Source organism: Streptomyces sp. NPDC007872 (genome assembly GCF_042868165.1).
Lineage (GTDB): Bacteria > Actinomycetota > Actinomycetes > Streptomycetales > Streptomycetaceae > Streptomyces.
The window spans coordinates 19265-36969 of the sequence record NZ_JBIAEA010000016.1 but is presented as its reverse complement, the minus strand read 5'-3'; the positions used below and the strand labels follow the sequence as shown (position 1 = coordinate 36969).

Here is a 17705-nt window from a genome sequence, read left to right as displayed (position 1 = left end):
TTCGGTCTTGCGTTTCCGACTCTATCAGATCTTTCCGATCCGATTTCCTCGGTGCTTTCCGGTCCCTTTCGCTTTCGCTCCGGGCCCTTCCGGCGGTTCCGACTTTATCAGATTCATTTCGGCCGACCTAATCGGTGGCTTTCGTGATTCGGATAAGAATCGAAGTGACTCCGGGGAATCGAAATTCCCGACCGGAGTGAGTGAGACTTTACTTGGTTGCTGCCGAGCTGTCCAGCTCCAGGCAACTGTTCAAATCTACCTCCCCGCAATCGCCGTGTCAACAGCTTTTGCGGGCACCGGAGGAGACTAGCAGCTCAGCGGGGGCGTACGCACATCAAGCCGCGGTGGGGAGCGCGGCGCTGCGGTCGGGCTCTTCGAGGTCGCCCCGGTCACCGGCGCGGGAGGCGCGGCCGCCGAGGACGTGGACGTACGCGAGGAATGCCAGTTCGGCGGCGATGCCGATGGCGATGCGGGCCCAGGTCGGCAGGCCGGAAGGGGTGACGAAGCCTTCGATGAGGCCCGAGACGAAGAGGACCAGGGCCAGGCCGATGGCCATGCCGACGGCCGCGCGGCCCCGTTCCGCGAGGGCCGCGCGGCGGGTGGTGGGGCCCGGTTCGATGACGGTCCAGCCGAGGCGGAGGCCGGTGCCGGCGGCCACGAAGACGGCGGTCAGTTCGAGCAGGCCGTGCGGAAGGATCAGGCCCAGGAACACGTCGAGGCGGCCGGCCGAGGTCATCAGGCCGATGCCGACGCCGAGGTTCAGCATGTTCAGGAAGAGGATCCAGAGGACCGGGATCCCCAGGAACGCGCCGAGGACCAGGCACATGGCGGCGGCCTGGGCGTTGTTCGTCCAGACCTGGGCGGCGAAGGAGGCCGCCGGATGGCTGGAGTAGTACGTCTCGTACTGGCCGCCGGGGCGGGTCATCTCGCGGAGTTCGGCGGGGGCGCCGATCGAGGCCTGGACCTCCGGGTGCGTCCCGATCCACCAGCCGATGAGGACCGCGAGCAGGGTGGAGAGGACGGCGGTGGGGATCCACCAGTGGCGGGAGCGGTGGACGGCTGCCGGGAAGCCGGCCGTGAGGAAGCGGGCCGCGTCGCGCCACGAGGAGCGGCGGGTGCCGGTCACGGTGGCGCGGGCGCGTGCCACGAGCTGGGTGAGCCGGGCCGTGAGCATGGGGTCCGGAGTGCTGGACTGCACGATTGAGAGGTGGGTGGCCGCGCGCTGGTACAGGGCGACGAGCTCGTCCGCCTCGGCGCCCGTGAGCTTCCCGCCCCGGCGCAGGAGGTGGTCGAGGCGTTCCCACTCCGCGCGGTGGGCGGTGACGTAGACGTCGAGGTCCATGATCGGCTGCTGCTCCAGGACTGGCTGCGGACGGGTCCGTACTACTGCGGCGCGCTGGGGGTCAGCTTGGCAGACTGGCGTTCGGAGGGGTCGGGAAGGCCGGAGAAGGGTGGGTGGGTGCCGTGAGTGGTGTGGTGACGGGCGATGCCGTCGTACTGGGGTTGCAGCCCGCGCGGCTGCCCAGCCGGGCGCTCGCCGTGCTCGTCGACCTGGCCGTGGTGTGGGCCGTGTACCTGCTGGTCATGGTCGGGCTCACGGTCGCCACGGCCTCGCTGGACGAGGCGGCGGTGACGGCCGTCTCCGTCGCGGCCTTCCTGCTGGTCCTCGTGGGGGCGCCGATCGCCGTGGAGACGCTGTCCCACGGACGGTCGCTCGGGAAGATGGCCTGTGGTCTGCGGGTCGTACGGGACGACGGCGGGCCGATCCGGTTCCGGCACGCGCTGGTGCGGGGTGCCATGGGGGTCGTGGAGATCCTGATGACCTTCGGCGTCGTCGCCTGTGTCGCGTCGCTGGTGTCCGAGCGCGGGCGGCGGCTCGGCGACGTGTTCGCGGGGACCCTGGTCGTACGGGAGCGGATGCCCGCGGCACGGGTCCGGCCCGTTCCTCCGCCGCCGCCGTGGCTGGTGGGGCGGTTCGCCGGGCTCGACCTCTCGGCGGTGTCGGAGGCCCTGTGGCTGGAGACACGCCAGTACCTCACGCGCGCGCGTGAACTGGATCCGGCCGTGGGGCGGCAGCTCGCCGAGCGCCTGGCCGACGAGCTGGTGAGGCGGACGGGGACGCCGCCGCCCGCCGGGGTGCCGGCGGAGGCGTATCTGGCGGGTGTGGTCGCCGAGCGGCAGGCGCGGGACGCGCGGCGGGCGTTCACGGAGGCCGGATCCGGATCCGGAGCCATGGCGGGGGCAGGAGCCGGGGCTGGAGCTGGGGGCGGGTTCGGGGCCGGTGGGGTCGTCGGCGTTCCGGCTGGAGCGGTTCTTCCTGCCGCCGTCGCTCCGACCGTCCCTCCGGGCGTTCGTCCGGTCGTCACTCCGGCCGCTTCTCCGGCTGTTCCTCCGGGGGCCGCTTCTCCGGTGGCTCCCCCGCCGGTCGCTCCCCCGGGCTCCGAGGCCCCCCGTGAGGGCGGGCCGTCCGCCACCGGGTTCGCTCCGCCCGCCTGACGTCCGGGGGGCCGGCGCTCGGCGGGGCCTCCGGTCAGGAGAAGACCGAGGGCGGGGTGTCGAGGTCTTCGAGTTCGATGCCGGGGGCCGCGAGGACCACGTCCCCGGCGATGTGGACGGTGTGCCGCTCGCCCGTGTCCAGGGCGCTGACCTGGTACTCGTCCACCGTCAGGGGGCCGTTGTCAGTGGGGTGCGCTTCACTTCTCAGCAGGGCCCAGGACTGGTCGACCGTGAGGGGGGCGAGCACCGGGTCCGTGAAGGCGACGAGCCTGACACGGGTCTCGGGGGAATCGGGGGTGAGACGCAGGAGTCGCGTGAGGGCGACGAGGAAGGCCGGGGAGCTGCCGGTGAAGGCGTGGGCGCGCACATTGCCTTCGGTGGCCTCGGCTCCGGTGGGGTCCGTGCGGACCCAGGTGACGCCGTCGAGGGCCGCGCCGCGGACCTGCCAGCCGGCGGCGTGCAGTTCGAGGCGGATGGGGCGGCCCAGTTCGTCGACGGCCAGGTCGACGGAGCCCCGGTGATCACCGGAGGGGGTGGTGGCCTGGGCGACGTAGCGCCAGCCGGAGGGGCCCGGCGCGCAGTGGAAGTGTTCTTCGCCGAGGGGGGTGTGATCGTGCGGGTCATGGAGCGAATAACGGCCGCGGGGCATGGGTCCTCGGGTGGCTTCCAGGAGCTGTAGCGGGGGGCGGGACGGGGCAGGCCCCCCGACACGGGGGTGCGGGGGGCCTGCCTGGTTCCTCTACGGATGTCTTCCGCGGATCTTCTCCGCGGGGTCCGTCAGTAGCGGTAGTGGTCGGGCTTGTACGGGCCCTCGACCTCGACGCCGATGTAGGAGGCCTGCTCCGGACGCAGGGTCGTCAGCTTCACGCCCAGCGCCTCCAGGTGGAGACGGGCGACCTTCTCGTCCAGGTGCTTCGGCAGGACGTAGACGTCGGTCGGGTACTCCTGCGGCTTGGTGAAGAGCTCGATCTGGGCCAGCGTCTGGTCCGCGAAGGAGTTCGACATCACGAAGGAGGGGTGACCGGTCGCGTTGCCCAGGTTCAGCAGACGGCCCTCGGACAGCACGATGAGGACCTTGCCGTCGGAGAACTTCCAGGTGTGGACCTGCGGCTTGACCTCGTCCTTGACGATGCCGGGGATCTGCGCGAGACCGGCCATGTCGATCTCGTTGTCGAAGTGGCCGATGTTCCCGACGATGGCCTGGTGCTTCATCTTGGCCATGTCGGCGGCCATGATGATGTCCTTGTTGCCGGTCGTGGTGATGAAGATGTCGGCCGTCTCCACGACCTCGTCCAGGGTCGTCACCTGGTAGCCGTCCATCGCCGCCTGGAGGGCGCAGATGGGGTCGATCTCGGTGACGATGACGCGGGCGCCCTGGCCGCGCAGGGACTCGGCGCAGCCCTTGCCGACGTCGCCGTAGCCGCAGACGACGGCGGTCTTGCCGCCGATGAGGACGTCGGTGGCGCGGTTGATGCCGTCGATCAGGGAGTGGCGGCAGCCGTACTTGTTGTCGAACTTCGACTTCGTCACCGCGTCGTTCACGTTGATCGCCGGGAACAGCAGCGTGCCGTCCCGGTGCATCTCGTACAGGCGGTGGACGCCCGTCGTGGTCTCCTCGGTCACGCCGCGGATCTCGGACGCGAGCTGGGTCCACTTCTGCGGGTTCTCGCCGAGGGTGCGGTTGAGGAGGCGCAGGATGTGGGCGTACTCCTCGCTGTCCGCGGTGGCCGGGTCCGGCGCGGAGCCGGCCTTCTCGAACTCGACGCCCTTGTGGACGAGGAGGGTGGCGTCACCGCCGTCGTCCAGGATCATGTTCGGGCCGCCGGTGGGCGTGTTCGGCCAGGTCAGGGCCTGCTCGGTGCACCACCAGTACTCCTCCAGGGTCTCGCCCTTCCACGCGAAGACCGGGACGCCCTGGGGGTTCTCGGGGGTGCCGTTCGGGCCGACGGCGATGGCCGCGGCGGCGTGGTCCTGGGTGGAGAAGATGTTGCAGGAGGCCCAGCGGACCTCGGCGCCGAGGGCGACCAGGGTCTCGATGAGGACGGCGGTCTGCACGGTCATGTGCAGGGAGCCGGTGACGCGGGCGCCGGCGAGGGGCTGCTGCTCCGCGTACTCGCGGCGGATCGACATCAGGCCGGGCATCTCGTGCTCGGCGAGGGTGATCTCCTTGCGGCCGAAGGCGGCCAGGGAGAGGTCGGCGACCTTGAAGTCCTGGTGGGCTGCGGTCGTCATGACGGGGCTGCTCCTCATGGGTCGGGTACGAGGGTCGTTCGGGCGCAGGGCACCACGGGGGTGGTCCTGGGCACACGAATGCCCGGACTTCCATGGTGCCGTCGTCGGAGGCCCTCTCTCCCTCGGCCGGTCCTGCGGACCGCCCGACCGCCATCAGCAGCGACGTCTGGCTGGTCACGAATCTACACCGATCGGGACGGCGGGCCACAGTCCGCATTGAGCCCCGGCAGGTCTCCGGGGCGGTCCGGGGCCGTCCCGGGGCCGCTCCGGGGCGCGGGTCGAACGCACCAGGCCCCCGGTCCGTACGTACGGGGCGGCGTACGCGGTCCGGGGGCCCGGTCGGGTGGGCTCGGTGGCTGGATCCAGCCGTTGAGGGGAGTCAGCCGTTGAGGGGACTCAGTTGCTGAAGGGGTTCAGTCCCTGAGGGGATCAAGCCGCCGGGGGAGTCCAGCCGTCGAGGGAGCGGAGGCGGGTCAGTGGCCCGGACCGCCCGGGGTCGCGGCCGGGTCCGGGCCCGCCGCGGCCTCCTTCTCGCTGTAGATGTCGGGCTCCAGGTAGATGACCCGGGCGATCGGGACGGCGGCGCGGATGCGCTCCTCGGCCGCGTTGATGGCCCGGGCGACCTCGGTGGCGGTCTCGTCGTGCTCGACGGCGATCTTGGCGGCGACGAGGAGCTCCTCGGGGCCGAGGTGGAGCGTGCGCATGTGGATGAGGCGGGTGACGGTCCTGCCGTCGACGACGGCGGCCTCGATCTTCTTGACCTCGTCGGTGCCGGCGGCCTCGCCCAGGAGCAGCGACTTGGTCTCGGCGGCGAGGACGAGGGCGATCAGGATGAGCAGGACGCCGATGCAGAGGGTGCCGATGCCGTCCCAGACGCCGTTGCCGGTGAGGAGGGCGAGGCCGACGCCGCCGAGGGCCAGGACGAGGCCGACGAGGGCGCCGAGGTCCTCCAGGAGGACGACGGGGAGCTCGGGGGCCTTGGCGCGGCGGACGAACTCCTTCCAGGAGAGGTTGCCGCGGAGCGGGTTCGACTCCTTGATGGCGGTGCGGAAGGAGAAGGACTCGGCGATGATCGCGAAGACGAGGACGCCGACCGGCCAGTACCAGGCCTCGATCGCGTGCGGGTCGTGGATCTTCTCGTAGCCCTCGTAGATGGCGAACATGCCACCGACGGAGAAGAGCACGATGGAGACGAGGAAGGCGTAGATGTAGCGCTCGCGGCCGTAGCCGAAGGGGTGCTGCGGGGTGGCCTCGCGCTGGGCCTTCTTGCCGCCGAGGAGCAGCAGGCCCTGGTTGCCGGAGTCGGCGAGCGAGTGGACGCTCTCCGCGAGCATCGAGGACGAACCACTGAAGAGGAACGCCACGAACTTGGCTGCGGCGATCGCGAGGTTCGCGGCGAGCGCCGCCACGATCGCCTTGGTTCCGCCTGACGCGCTCATGGGTGTACGGGTTCCCTTCGTCGGTGCTCCGGCTCGATCGCCGCGGTTCGGCCGGTCATTGTCGCATCAGGCCGCCACGGTGGCGCGGAAGACCGTACCCGCTCCGGTCAGTTGGATGCGCTCGCCCGCCGGTACGAAGACGGATTCGCCGGGTGCGAGGGCGAGTTCGCCCGCCGTCGGGCGGCCGGCGACGGCCAGCAGGATCTGGGGAGTGGGGGCGGTGAGGTCGTTGGGGGCGGCGCCCTCCGCCCGTACGAAGCGGGAGAGGCGGAACTCGTCGGTCGGGGTCTCGTAGACCTCCTCGCCCGACGGGGAGGCCTCGGGGCGCAGGATCGCCGGGTCGGCGGGGTCGAAGCGGACGATCCGGAGGAGTTCGGGGACGTCGACGTGCTTGGGGGTGAGGCCGCAGCGCAGGACGTTGTCGGAGTTGGCCATGATCTCGACGCCGAGGCCGTCGAGGTAGGCGTGCGGGACGCCCGCGCCGAGGTAGAGCGCCTCGCCCGGCTGGAGCCGTACGTGGTGCAGGAGCATGGCGGCGACGACGCCGGGGTCGCTCGGGTAGTGGTGGGCGAGGCGCGCGTACGGGGCGTGGGCGCCGCCGAGGCGGTCGGCGGCGGCGGTGGCCTCGGCGACGGTGCGCGCCGTCTCCTCCGGGTCGGCGGTGAGCAGGGCCGTCAGGACCTCGCGGAGCGCGGCCTCCTCGGGGTGGGCGTGCAGGAGGTCCACGTACGGCTTGAGGGAGTCGACGCCGAGGGCGGCGATCAGGTCGGCGGCGTCGGCGGGGGCGCGGAAGCCGCAGAAGCCCTCGAAGGGAGTGAGGGCGCAGATCAGCTCGGGCTTGTGGTTGGCGTCCTTGTAGGTGCGGTGCGGGGCGTCGACCGGGATGCCCGCGGCCTCCTCGGCGGCGAATCCGGAGCGGGCCTGGTCGAGGTCGGGGTGGACCTGGAGGGAGAGGGGGGCTCCGGCGGCGAGGACCTTGAAGAGGAAGGGGAGGTGCGGGCCGAACCTCTCGACGGTCCGCTCGCCCAGTTCGCGTACGGGGTCGGCGGCGATCAGCTCGTTCAGCGGGCCGCGCTCGGTGCGGGAGGGGGCACCGGGATGGGCGCCCATCCACATCTCGGCCTGCGGCTCGCCGGTGGGGGCGGTGCCCAGGAGTTCCGGGATGGCCGTCGTGGATCCCCAGGCGTAGGGGCGGACGGTGTTGACGAGGCGGTCCATGGTGCCTGCCAGCTCCTCGGGTGGGTGACGGATGTGCGGGTGTCGGGAGACACGGGAGACAGATGACAGGGGGTGGATGACGGGTGGGTGACGGGGCGGGGACGGTACGGGGTGGGCCGCGCGGCCGGAGTGGGGTGCGGTTCCGCGGACCGGGGCCGGGGGCCCGGCGCTCCGGCGCGGTCTCGCGGTCCGGGCCCCGCGGTCCGTGGCGTACGGGGACGAGACCGTACGGGGCCGGGGTCTACGGGACCGGGGCCCTACGGCGCCGGGGTGCCCCGGGTGGCCAGGGCCAGGTAGACGGCCGCGAAGTCGGTCACGGCGAGGAGTTCCGCGAGCGTCTCCAGGTCGTCGCCCTCCTCCGGCTCCAGTTCGCTGACGGCGGTCTCGTGGCCGAGGGCCAGCTCCCGGGCGGCGGGGGCGGCGCTGAGGCCGCCGGCCGGCCGGTCGCGGAGCAGGACCACCCGGGCGCGCAGGGCCTGCGGCTCGTCGACCCGGTCGCGGAAGAAGTCGTCGGGGTCGGCGCCCGCCGCGTAGTCGCCGGCGAGCAGGACGCCGTGGGCGGGCAGGGCCTCGGGGAGTTCGGCGGCGAGGGCGGGCAGCCCGGCGAGCTCGGCCAGGACGGCGGCGAAGCGGCGGCCGACCGGGCCCGCGGCGCTGCCCTCGGTCCAGATCAGCGGGAGCGAGTCCGCCAGCTCGGCGGCGAGCGTCTTCGCCGGGTTGCCGTACGTGGCGACGGCCGGGCCGCAGCGTTCGGCCGTGCGGTCGAGGCGGTCGGCGACCTTCTCCAGGGTCTCCGGCGGCGCCTCCAGGAGGCCGACGCGGTCGAGGAGGGCGAGCAGCGGGGTGAACAGGGCCCAGAGGGCGTCGGAGCCGGCCGCGCTGTTCTCGCCGTCCTCGTCGGGGATTTCGTTCGGGGCGACGGCCATCGGGACGAACAGTCCGTGGGAGCCGCCGACGGCCTCCGCCAGCGGGGAGCCCTGGGGGGCGACGGCGACGACCGTGACGCCCCGGCGGTACGCCTGCTCGGCCAGGAGCGCGAGGCCCGGTTCGGAGCCGTCGGTGGTGGGGAGCAGCAGCAGGTCCACCGAGCCGGCCCAGCCGGGCAGTGCCCAGCGGAGGGCTCCGGCGGCGGGGGCCACGCCGGTGGGGCGGAGGCGTACGACGGGGGCGGAGGCTCCGGCGAGGGCGCCGATCAGGTCGGCGACGCCGGTGGCGGCGGTGCCGGGGCCCGCGACGAGGACGGCGCGGGGGCGGCCCTCGGGGCGGAGGTCCGCGATGCCGGCGTCGGCGGCGTGGCGGGCGGCGGTCCGTACCCGCGCGCCGGCTTCGGCGGCGCCGCGCAGGAGGCCGCGGCGGTCGGCCAGGGCGAGGTCGTCCGGGGCGTCGAGGAGGTTCTCGTCGAGCATCTGGTGCCTCCCGGGGTGAACGGGTTCGGTGGGGCCCCTCGGGCGGGGGGCGGAACGGGGCGGTGGGCGACGGGGTCGGTGCCGTACGGGCTCCCGGGTGCGCCCGGTCCCCGGTCCGGCTCGCGCCCCTGCGACCCGTACGCGGCCCGTACGGGATACCTACGGGACACGTGCCGCCGGGTCACGGAGGTGCGGGGTCTCCCGTAAGGGGTACCCGCCGTCGGCGGCCGCCGCTCGGGGTGGCCCCGGGTGGCCCCGGATCCCGTCGGCGGCCGGCGTCCTCGGGTCCGGTGACGCGGGTCCGGTTACGCGGGGCGGCGGGCCTCGTCCGTGAGGAGGACCGGGATGCCGTCGCGGACCGGGTAGGCGAGGCCGCAGCCGGTGCCGGTGCAGACCAGTTCGGGGGTCTCGTCCGCCGTGCGGTCGTTCAGCGGAGCGTGGCACGCGGGGCAGGCCAGGATCTCCAGGAGGCCGGCTTCGAGCGGCATGGGGTGGTCCCTTCGGACGAACTGCGGGCGAACGGTGGTGGTGCTGCCCTCGGGACCGGCTCCTCGGATCGGGTCCTCGGGAGATCGGGTCGTCGGACCGGGTCTTCGGACCGGGTCGTCGGACCGGCCTTCGGGCCAGGTCAGCCTACCGCCGGGGAACGGGGGGCGCCCCGTTCCCCGGCGGTGGGGCGCGGGGTCAGTCCGTCGCCCGGACCAGGGCGAGGACCTCGTCGCGGATCCGGGCCGCGGTGGCCTCGTCGCGGGCCTCGACGTTGAGGCGCAGGAGCGGCTCGGTGTTGGAGGCGCGGAGGTTGAACCACCAGTCGGCGGCGGTCACGGTGAGGCCGTCGAGCTCGTCGAGGGTGATCCCGTCCCCGCCCTCGTACGCCGCCCGGACGCGGGCCGTGCTGGCGGCCTGGTCGGTGACGGTGGAGTTGATCTCGCCGGAGGAGGCGTAACGGTCGTAGGCGGCGACCAGCTCCGAGAGGGTGCCCTCCTGGCCGCCGAGGGCCGCGAGGACGTGGAGCGCGGCGAGCATGCCGGTGTCCGCGTTCCAGAAGTCCCGGAAGTAGTAGTGGGCCGAGTGCTCGCCGCCGAAGATCGCGCCGGTCTTCGCCATCTCCTCCTTGATGAAGGAGTGGCCGACGCGGGTGCGGACGGCCTCGCCGCCCTGCTCGCGGACGACCTCGGGCACGGACCAGGAGGTGATCAGGTTGTGGATGATCGTTCCGCCGGGGTGCTTGGCGAGTTCGCGGGCGGCGACGAGTGCCGTGATCGCGGACGGGGAGACCGGCTCGCCGCGCTCGTCGACGACGAAGCAGCGGTCGGCGTCGCCGTCGAAGGCGAGGCCGATGTCGGCGCCCTCCTCGCGGACGCGGGCCTGGAGGTCGACGATGTTCTTCGGGTCGAGCGGGTTGGCCTCGTGGTTCGGGAAGGTGCCGTCCAGCTCGAAGTACATCGGGACGGTGTCGAGCGGGAGGCCCTCGAAGACGGTGGGGACGGTGTGGCCGCCCATGCCGTTGCCCGCGTCGACGACGACCTTGAGCGGGCGGATGCCGGTGAGGTCGACGAGGCCCTTGAGGTGGGCGGCGTAGTCCTGGAGGGTGTCCCGCTCGGTGATGGCGCCGGGCGTGGCGGCGGCCTCGGGGGCGCCCTTCCCGGACCACTCCTCGGCGAGGGCGCGGATGTCGGCGAGACCGGTGTCCTGGCCGACGGGGGCGGCTCCGGCGCGGCACATCTTGATGCCGTTGTACTGGGCCGGGTTGTGGGAGGCGGTGAACATCGCGCCGGGCAGGCCGAGGCTGCCGGAGGCGAAGTAGAGCTGGTCGGTCGAGCAGAGCCCGATGAGGGTGACGTCGGCGCCGAGGCGGGCCGCGCCGCGCGCGAAGGCGCCCGCGAGGCCGGGCGACGAGGGACGCATGTCGTGGCCGACGACGATCGCGTCCGCGTCCGTCACCCGGACGAAGGCGGCGCCGAAGAGCTCGGCGAGCGTCTCGTCCCACTGGTCGGGTACCACTCCGCGGATGTCGTACGCCTTCACGATCTGCGACAGATCGGCAGTCACGGATCCACCCTCCTGAGTTCTGGGCACGCGTGTGCGGCGCGTGTACGGAACGCCAAAACTACCCGGAGTGGAGCGGAGCGAAGCGGACGGTGGCCGGTTGTGCCGCGTTGTGGGCAAGTCCCGGTCCGGTGGTCGAGCGGGCCGGACCGGTCGGCGGACCGGTCGGCGGGCCGGTGGCCGGGCTCAGTTGTCGGGGGAACGGAGCACCCTGAGGTGTCCGCGGCGCCCGACCTCCATGGGGTCGCCGCCACGGCCTCCGCCCTTGCCGCCGGACCCGGCCGCGCGCTCCTGGGGGCGGGCCGCCTCCCGTACCGCGTTGGCCAGGGCTTCGAGGTCGTCGCCGCTGGGGCGGCTGGGGGCGGATCCGTCGGAGAGCCGCACGACCTCCCAGCCGCGCGGGGCGGTGAGGCGCTCGCCGTGCTCGGCGCACAGGTCGTAGCAGTGGGGCTCGGCGTAGGTGGCGAGCGGGCCGAGGACCGCAGTCGAGTCGGCATAGACGTACGTCAGTGTCGCGACGGCAGGGCGGCCGCACGCGGTGCGCGAACAGCGACGTACAGGGCTCACGACGTTGGACGGTACCGCACTCTTGAGCGGGCCGCGACGACTCTTCCTCGGGTCACTCCACCGTGTCGCGGCGGGAACCCCTCCCCGCCCGGGTGCGGGGCGGCCGTTCCGACCTGCGGGGAAGGGAGGGCGGGGGTCCGGAGAGGGGTGGAGATTCGGACAGTCGGGGAGAGGAATCCGGTCAATCAGGGCCAGATGGCCGATCGTGACGGGCCGCCGGATCGGGCGTGCGGCCGACCGGAACGTTCGGGTTTCGACAGGAGGGGCGGAAAGGAGGCGCGGACGTGCCGGGAGTGGGCCGGGCGTGTCGGGGAAGGTGGCGAGGACACGCCACGGTGCGGAGGTCCGATGGGGGTTACGCTGCGTCGGTGATGGACAGTCCTGTGCCGCCGAGCCCCCCGCACCGTCCCGCGGAGCCCCCGGCGGAGCCCCGGGTCCGCCGCCGCGACCGGCACGGCCGCGGGATGCGGGGCCCCGTCGCGCCGCCGCAGGTGCCGCTCTCCGCGAGCCGGGCCGACACCTTCCGCGATCTGGTCCTCGACTCGGTGGAGCGTCTCGAACGGCGCTGGCCGCAACTGGCCGACGTCGAGTTCCTGGTCCTGGAGGTGCCGCCGCCCCTGTCGGGCGAGACGGTGCCGCTGGGCGGTTCGGTCTCGGCGGAGAAGGACGAGCCCGCCCGGGTGGTCGTCTACCGGCGGCCGGTCGAGATCCGCTCGAAGAGCCGGGACGAGCGGGCGCTCCTGGTCCACGAGGTGGTCGTGGAGCAGGTCGCCGAACTCCTCGGGCTCTCCCCCGAGTCGGTCGACCCCCGGTACGGACAGGACTGAGCCGGGCGGGGGCGGAAGCCGTACGGCCTCCGGTCCCGGTTTCGTCCCCGAGGGCCCCGGGTCAGTCCAGTACTCCCAGGTCCTGGTGGGCCGACGGGACCTCGACCGTGCCCCGGTCGTCGGTGAGGGTCTGGACGGTGAACATCGGGACGCCGTCCTGCGGCAGGGCGAGCGTCCGCGCCGCGTGCACCTTGCCGCCGGAGACCGGCTCGACGGTCAGCGCGTAGGAGCCCTTGAGGCCCTGGGGGACGAGGTCGGTGAGGGCCGTCGTGGTGCCCGCCTTGACCGTGACCGTCTTCGACACCGGGGTGCCCGCCCCGGAGCCGGCCGAGGCCGTGACCCTGACCTGCGCGTCGGCGTCGGGGGCGGTCAGGGAGAGCGTCGAGGCCTTGGCGCGGTTGTCGGCGACCGTCGCGCGGGCGGAGATCGCCCCCGCCGCCGGGATGAAGGCGATCTCGCTCTTGTCGCCCTTGCCCCGGACCACCTGGAGGGCGGCCACGACCGGGACGGGATGCTTCGGGTCCTCCGGGGCGAGGTACAGGGAGGCCGCCGAGCCGCGGGTGAGGTCCGGCAGGTCGATGGAGGTCGTCATCCCGGACTTCACGTGCAGGGTGTCGGCGCCCGCCGGGACGATCGCGCCGTTCGTGGTGGAGAGCTTGACCTTCAGGTCGGCGTCGTCCTCGCCGGGGGCCATGACCACGAGCCGCACCGAGGTGGCGTCGGCCGGGATGCCGGGGAGCACGACGCTGCCCGACGGGTCGGCCGAGGCCGAGATCCAGTCGCTGCCGAGCTTCTCGTCGGCGACGCCGAGGGCCGCGCCGACGCGCCCGCTGCGGGTGGTGACGTGGACGGTGACGTCCCGCTGGGCGGCCTCGTGGGTGAGGGTGGAGAGGAGGACCGGGACCGTGGAGTGGGCCGGGACCGGGATGCCCTCGGTGAACTGGGACTTGAGGACGCCCTCGGGGCCGTAGAGCGCGATGTCGGCGACGGCGGCCGTGTCGTCCGGGTTGGTGAGGTGGACGTAGTCGTGGCGCGCCTTGGCGGTGGAGGCCGCCGGGAACCAGAAGTCGGTGTCGGGGGCGCCGCAGGTGAGGCCGAGGAGGCCGCGCGAGCCGCCCGCCGGGACGACCGTGGTCTGCTGGACGGTCCAGCCGGGGGCGAGGGTGCCGGTGGCCGAGCCGGTGAGGGCGGGCGCGGACGCGCCGTTCGCCTCGGCGGTGACGGGCTTGCCGGGGGCCGTGACGGTGGCGGGGGCCTTGGCCGCGGCGGGCTTCTTGCCGTCCTTGCCGGTGCCGCCGTCGGCGGTCGTGCCCGCGGCGGGCCTCAGGAGGGCCGTGGGCCGCTCGGCCTTGCCGGTGCCGGGGGCCTCGGCGCCTCCCGCGGCCTTGTCCGTCCCCGTCGGGGTGTACGAGGTGTAGAGGGTCTCGGCCACCTCGGAGGAGCTGGGGGCCGGGCAGGCCAGGCCGACGCGCTCGACCGGCAGCCGGGTGGTGGCCCCGGCCGCCTCGGGGGCGGCGGTGCCGTCGGGGGCGGTCAGGGCGGCGAAGCCGGTGACGGCGGCGAGGGCCGTGGCGCCCGCGATCAGGGAGAGGGTCGTGCGCTTCACTGGTTGCTGCTCCCGTCGGGACGCTGCTCGGTCTCGTGGCCCTGGGGGTGCCCGTAGCCGTGGCCGTACGGGTCGTACTGCTGCGGGTCGTAGCCCTGTCCGCCGTACTGCTGCGGGTCGTAGCCCTGCTGCTCGTAGCCCTGCGGGTCGTACTGCTGCTGCTCGTAGCCCTGCTGGGGGTACGCGTACGGCTGCTGCTGGTACGGGTCGGCCGCGTACTCCTGGTAGGAGCCCTGGTCGGCGTAGGGCTGCTGGGCGTGGTCCGGGGCCGGGGCGTAGGCGGGGTCGTACGCGCCGTCCCACTCCTCCTGCCGGTCCCCGGGCTCGTGGGTCTGCTGCTCCGGGATCGGGAGCGGCTCGTGCTCCGGCACGTCGGCGGGCGCCTGCTCCGCGGCCTCCGCCTCGGCGGCGGCGCGCAGGCGGCGGGCGCGGCGGCCGTCGCCCTCGGCGGCCTGGGCGGGGATCGCGAGCTCCTCCTCGGGCAGGTCGTCGTCGATCTCGCGGCGGCGGCCGGGCAGGGCGAGGACGAGCAGGACGACGCCGAGGGCGACCTGGGTCCAGATCCACGCGGTGTGGGTGAGCGGCTCGTCGTACGTGACGTCGAGGCGGCCGCCCTGGGCGGGGAGCTCGAAGCCCTGGGCCCAGCCGTCGACGGTGGTCCTCGTCAGCGCCTTGCCGTCGAGGGTGGCGGTCCAGCCCTCGTCGGCGCGGTCGGCGAGGCGCAGGACGCGGCCGGCGGCGCCCGCGGGGATCTCGGTGTGCGCCTCGACGGGCCCGGCGGCGACGGCGACGGCCTTGGCGGCCGTCTCCCCCTTGGCACCGGCACCGGCGGCGGGCGGGGTGATCATGACGCGGGCGATCTCACGGTCCACGCGCCACAGGGCGCTGCCGTCGATCTGGCTGAGGCGGCTGAGGCCGGGGGTGGCGTCGAGGACGCGGCTCATCTGGCGCGGGGCGCCGTCCCGTACGAGGACGTAGCGGATCGCGTAGCCGCTGAGCTGCTCGGTCTGGTCGGCGCCGGAGCCGGCGACGAGGAGGGCGACGACCCGGTCGAGGTGGGGGTCGCCCGCGGCGGTCTCGGTGAGTTCGGCGTCGCCGAGGCGGGCGCCGGAGCCGCGGACCAGGGTGTAGGCGACCCGGCCGGGCGCGGAGCCGCCCAGGACGAGGGTGCGGGGCTGGTCGCGGGTGGCGCTCTCCTCGGCGACGAAGGCCGGGACCTGGACCGGGTCGCGGCGGGTCAGCGGGCCGTCGGCGCCGCCGATCATCCAGTTGACGGCGGCGACGGCGGGGCCGGCGGCGCAGGCGAGGGCGATCAGGGCGGCGACGGGCTGGCGCCAGCCGAAGCCGTGGGCGGCGACGCGGGTGCGGCCGCCCTCGGCGCCGATCATGCCGGCGGCGACAAGGGCGGCGCCGTAGACGAGGGTGGCGGGACCGGCCCAGCCGGTGCCGCCCGCGCCGTTGGTCAGGACGGCGAGGAGGAGGCCGGCGAGGGCGGCGGCCCAGGCGGCGTGGACGGCGAGCCGGCGCTCCTCGCGCAGCAGCCCGGCGAGGCCGGCGAGGACGAGGCCGATCAGGAGGAGGCCACCGGTGGTGCCGGGGCCGCCGGGGCTGGTGCCGAGCAGGTCGAGCGCGGTGGCGGTGCCGGTGCGGACGTCGACGCCGGCCTCGCGCAGGAGGGCGGAGGGGTCGGTCAGGAGGGTGAGCGACCAGGGGGCGAGGACGAGCAGGGGGGTGCCGACGGCGGCGAGGAAGCGGAGCCCGTACGCGGTGATGTCGGAGCGGCGGACGACGAGGACGCCGAGGCCGAGGAGGACGGCGAGGGGCCAGACGACCGGGGTGAACGCGGTCGTGAGGGTGAGCAGGAGGGCGTACGCCCAGGTGGCGCGCCAACTGCCCCGGTCGGGCCGGTTGAAGCCGTGGGCGGCGACGGCGGCGCGGCCGATCAGCGGGAGCAGGACCGCGAGGACGGCGGTGCCGAGCCGGCCGGCGGCGAGGGCGCCGGTGGCGGCGGGCAGGAAGGCGTACGCGACGGCGCCCCAGGCGCGCAGCAGCCGGGACTCGACGATGCCCCGGGAGGCGAAGTACGCGGTGAAGCCGGCGAGCGGGACCGAGCAGACGAGCAGCACGGTCAGCGCGGTGGAGGTGGAGCCGAGGAACAGCGCGGAGAGCGCGGCCAGGACGGCGAGGTAGGGCGGGGCGGACTGGGTGCCGCCGGTGCCGAGGGGGTGCCAGGTGTCGGCGTACCGGGACCAGAGTCCGGAGACGGTGTCGGGGGCGGGCAGCAGGGCGCCGCCGGCCAGGGAGCCGCCGGAGAAGAGGTTGCGGCAGGCGACGAGGGAGACGACGAGGAGGAGGGCGAAAAGGACCGGGCCGGGCCTGCGGGCGATCTTCTTGAGCCGGGCGAACTGCTCGATCTCCAGGTAGTCGGCGTCGTCGCCGCCGGGTCCCGATTCGACGACGCCGTGACGGGAGCCGCCGGAGTCGGCCTCGTTGCCGCCGAAGTTGGCGGTGAGCTGTTCGGCGGCGGCGCGGACGGTGGCGCCGGGCGGCGGGAAGAGCGGGCGGAGTTCGGCCGCGGCGACGGCGGGGTTCTTGCGCCGCTTGCGGGCGGCGAGGATCTTCTCGGGCCGCAGCAGGGTGGCGAGGAGGCCCATGACCTCGTCGACGGCCTGCCCGGGGACCTTGCCGACGAGGTAGGCGAGGGTGCGGAGCAGGGTGCTGAGGACGAGCCGCACGAAGACGTACGGGAGGGCGGCGCCACGGGTGTTGGCCAGGAGCGTGTAGACGGCTCCGGCCTTGTCGACGCGGTGCGGGTCGGCGGCGGTGCGGCCGGCGCAGTCGACGGTGCGGCGCTCGCGGGCGGCGGCCTCGGCGTGCCGCAGGACGGCGTCGGGCGCGACGAGGACGCGGTGCCCGGCGGCGTGGGCGCGCCAGCACAGGTCGACGTCGTCGCGCATGAGGGGCAGGCGCCGGTCGAAGCCGCCGAGCTCCTCGAAGACGTCGCGGCGGACCAGCATGCCGGCGGTGGAGACGGAGAGGACGGAGCGGACCTGGTCGTGCTGCCCCTGGTCCTGCTCGCGGCGGTCGAGGCCGGTCCAGCGGCGCCCGCTGCGGGCGATGGAGACGCCGGCCTCCAGGAGCTGCTTGCGGTCGTACCAGCCGCGCAGCTTGGGGCCGACGACGGCGGCGTACGCGTCGGAGTCGGCGACGCGCAGGAGTTCGGCGAGGGCGTCGGGCTCGGGGGCGCAGTCGTCGTGGAGGAGCCAGAGCCACTGGACCGGTTCGCCGTGCGGGAGTTCGGGGAGGTCGTAGGCCTCGTCGTTCCAGGTGCGGCTGACGGGGTCCCAGCCGCTGGGGCGCTTCAGGTAGGGCAGGTCCTCGGGTCCGAGCACGGGCGCGGTGCGGGCGGCCTCCTCGACGGCGGCGCCGAATCCGGTGCGGCGCGCGAGGTGCAGGACGCGGTCGGCGCCGACGGCGTCGGCGACGAGCTGTGCGGAGTCGTCGGCGCTGCCGGTGTCGGCCGCGACCACGTTCTGCACGGGGCGTTCCTGGGCGAGCAGGCCGGCCAGGGCGTCGGGCAGCCAGCGGGCGCCGTCGTGGGTGACGAGCACGGCGGTGACGACGTGTCGCGGGAACTCAGGAGTTGAGGACATCGAGCTACGGGCCCTCCGGCCGGGGGTCGCCCGCGGGGGGCGTGGGGAGCGTCTCGGACGGAGGCCCACACTAACGGCTGTGCGCGGAGCGGTCCGCCGCCCTGTGGACAGAGCTCCCGGACCCCTGTGGACAGAGGGGACGGAACGGTCGCGGGGCGGAGGCCGGTCGGGATGCGCCGGATACGCGGGATGTGCGGAGTACGCGGGATGCG

At 74.1% G+C, this 17705-nt stretch carries 13 protein-coding genes; 2 read left to right on the top strand and 11 right to left on the bottom strand.

The features are described from left to right. Positions 1 to 334: 334 nt before the first annotated feature. The gene (locus ACFYNX_RS33350) at positions 335 to 1342 is read right to left on the bottom strand and encodes a stage II sporulation protein M (protein WP_388667265.1); all 1008 of its coding nucleotides are present in this window, start codon (positions 1340 to 1342) and stop codon (positions 335 to 337) included. A 122-nt stretch (positions 1343 to 1464) separates the two neighbouring features. Here ACFYNX_RS33350 and ACFYNX_RS33345 point away from each other — a divergent pair, with 122 nt between their 5' ends. Further along, positions 1465 to 2496, top strand: coding sequence for an RDD family protein (locus ACFYNX_RS33345; RefSeq protein WP_388667262.1), 1032 nt, complete (start codon positions 1465 to 1467; stop codon positions 2494 to 2496). Positions 2497 to 2530: 34 nt separating this feature from the next. Here the strand turns inward: ACFYNX_RS33345 and ACFYNX_RS33340 are convergent, their stop codons facing one another. From ACFYNX_RS33340 to ACFYNX_RS33305, 8 genes are all read right to left on the bottom strand, one after another. Beyond that, complete coding sequence (locus tag ACFYNX_RS33340; protein ID WP_365550957.1) at positions 2531 to 3145, bottom strand: hypothetical protein; 615 nt, start codon at positions 3143 to 3145, stop codon at positions 2531 to 2533. 128 nt (positions 3146 to 3273) lie between these two features. Continuing rightward, positions 3274 to 4728 carry an adenosylhomocysteinase gene (gene ahcY / locus ACFYNX_RS33335; RefSeq protein WP_125668332.1) on the bottom strand — a complete coding sequence of 485 codons (1455 nt, stop codon included), beginning with the start codon at positions 4726 to 4728 and terminating at the stop codon, positions 3274 to 3276. A 473-nt stretch (positions 4729 to 5201) separates the two neighbouring features. Beyond that, positions 5202 to 6167, bottom strand: a complete 966-nt coding sequence (locus ACFYNX_RS33330; RefSeq protein WP_388667258.1) for a cation diffusion facilitator family transporter — start codon at positions 6165 to 6167, stop codon at positions 5202 to 5204. A 66-nt stretch (positions 6168 to 6233) separates the two neighbouring features. After that, positions 6234 to 7385, bottom strand: a complete 1152-nt coding sequence (manA, locus tag ACFYNX_RS33325) for a mannose-6-phosphate isomerase, class I (RefSeq protein WP_388667255.1) — start codon at positions 7383 to 7385, stop codon at positions 6234 to 6236. A 257-nt stretch (positions 7386 to 7642) separates the two neighbouring features. Continuing rightward, positions 7643 to 8791 carry an SIS domain-containing protein gene (locus ACFYNX_RS33320; protein ID WP_388667252.1) on the bottom strand — a complete coding sequence of 383 codons (1149 nt, stop codon included), beginning with the start codon at positions 8789 to 8791 and terminating at the stop codon, positions 7643 to 7645. Positions 8792 to 9096: 305 nt separating this feature from the next. Then, entirely contained in the window at positions 9097 to 9279 is a 183-nt protein-coding gene (locus ACFYNX_RS33315) for a Trm112 family protein (RefSeq protein WP_383156899.1), read from the bottom strand. 196 nt (positions 9280 to 9475) lie between these two features. Then, positions 9476 to 10843 (bottom strand): phosphomannomutase/phosphoglucomutase, encoded by a 1368-nt coding sequence (locus ACFYNX_RS33310; protein ID WP_365550944.1) that lies wholly within the window; start codon positions 10841 to 10843, stop codon positions 9476 to 9478. Between the two features lie 183 nt (positions 10844 to 11026). Beyond that, positions 11027 to 11407 carry a DUF3499 domain-containing protein gene (locus tag ACFYNX_RS33305; RefSeq protein WP_388667249.1) on the bottom strand — a complete coding sequence of 127 codons (381 nt, stop codon included), beginning with the start codon at positions 11405 to 11407 and terminating at the stop codon, positions 11027 to 11029. A gap of 371 nt (positions 11408 to 11778) precedes the next feature. Between ACFYNX_RS33305 and ACFYNX_RS33300 the strand changes: the two genes are divergently transcribed. Further along, positions 11779 to 12234: a metallopeptidase family protein gene (locus ACFYNX_RS33300; RefSeq protein ID WP_388667268.1), complete on the top strand. Its 456-nt coding sequence runs from the start codon at positions 11779 to 11781 to the stop codon at positions 12232 to 12234. A gap of 61 nt (positions 12235 to 12295) precedes the next feature. On the opposite strand, the gene ACFYNX_RS33295 is transcribed toward ACFYNX_RS33300, so the two are convergent. After that, positions 12296 to 13840, bottom strand: a complete 1545-nt coding sequence (locus ACFYNX_RS33295; protein ID WP_388667246.1) for a DUF5719 family protein — start codon at positions 13838 to 13840, stop codon at positions 12296 to 12298. Next, positions 13837 to 17493, bottom strand: coding sequence for a glycosyltransferase family 2 protein (locus tag ACFYNX_RS33290; RefSeq protein ID WP_388667243.1), 3657 nt, complete (start codon positions 17491 to 17493; stop codon positions 13837 to 13839). The genes ACFYNX_RS33295 and ACFYNX_RS33290 overlap by 4 nt, the downstream gene beginning before the upstream one ends. Positions 17494 to 17705: the final 212 nt, after the last annotated feature.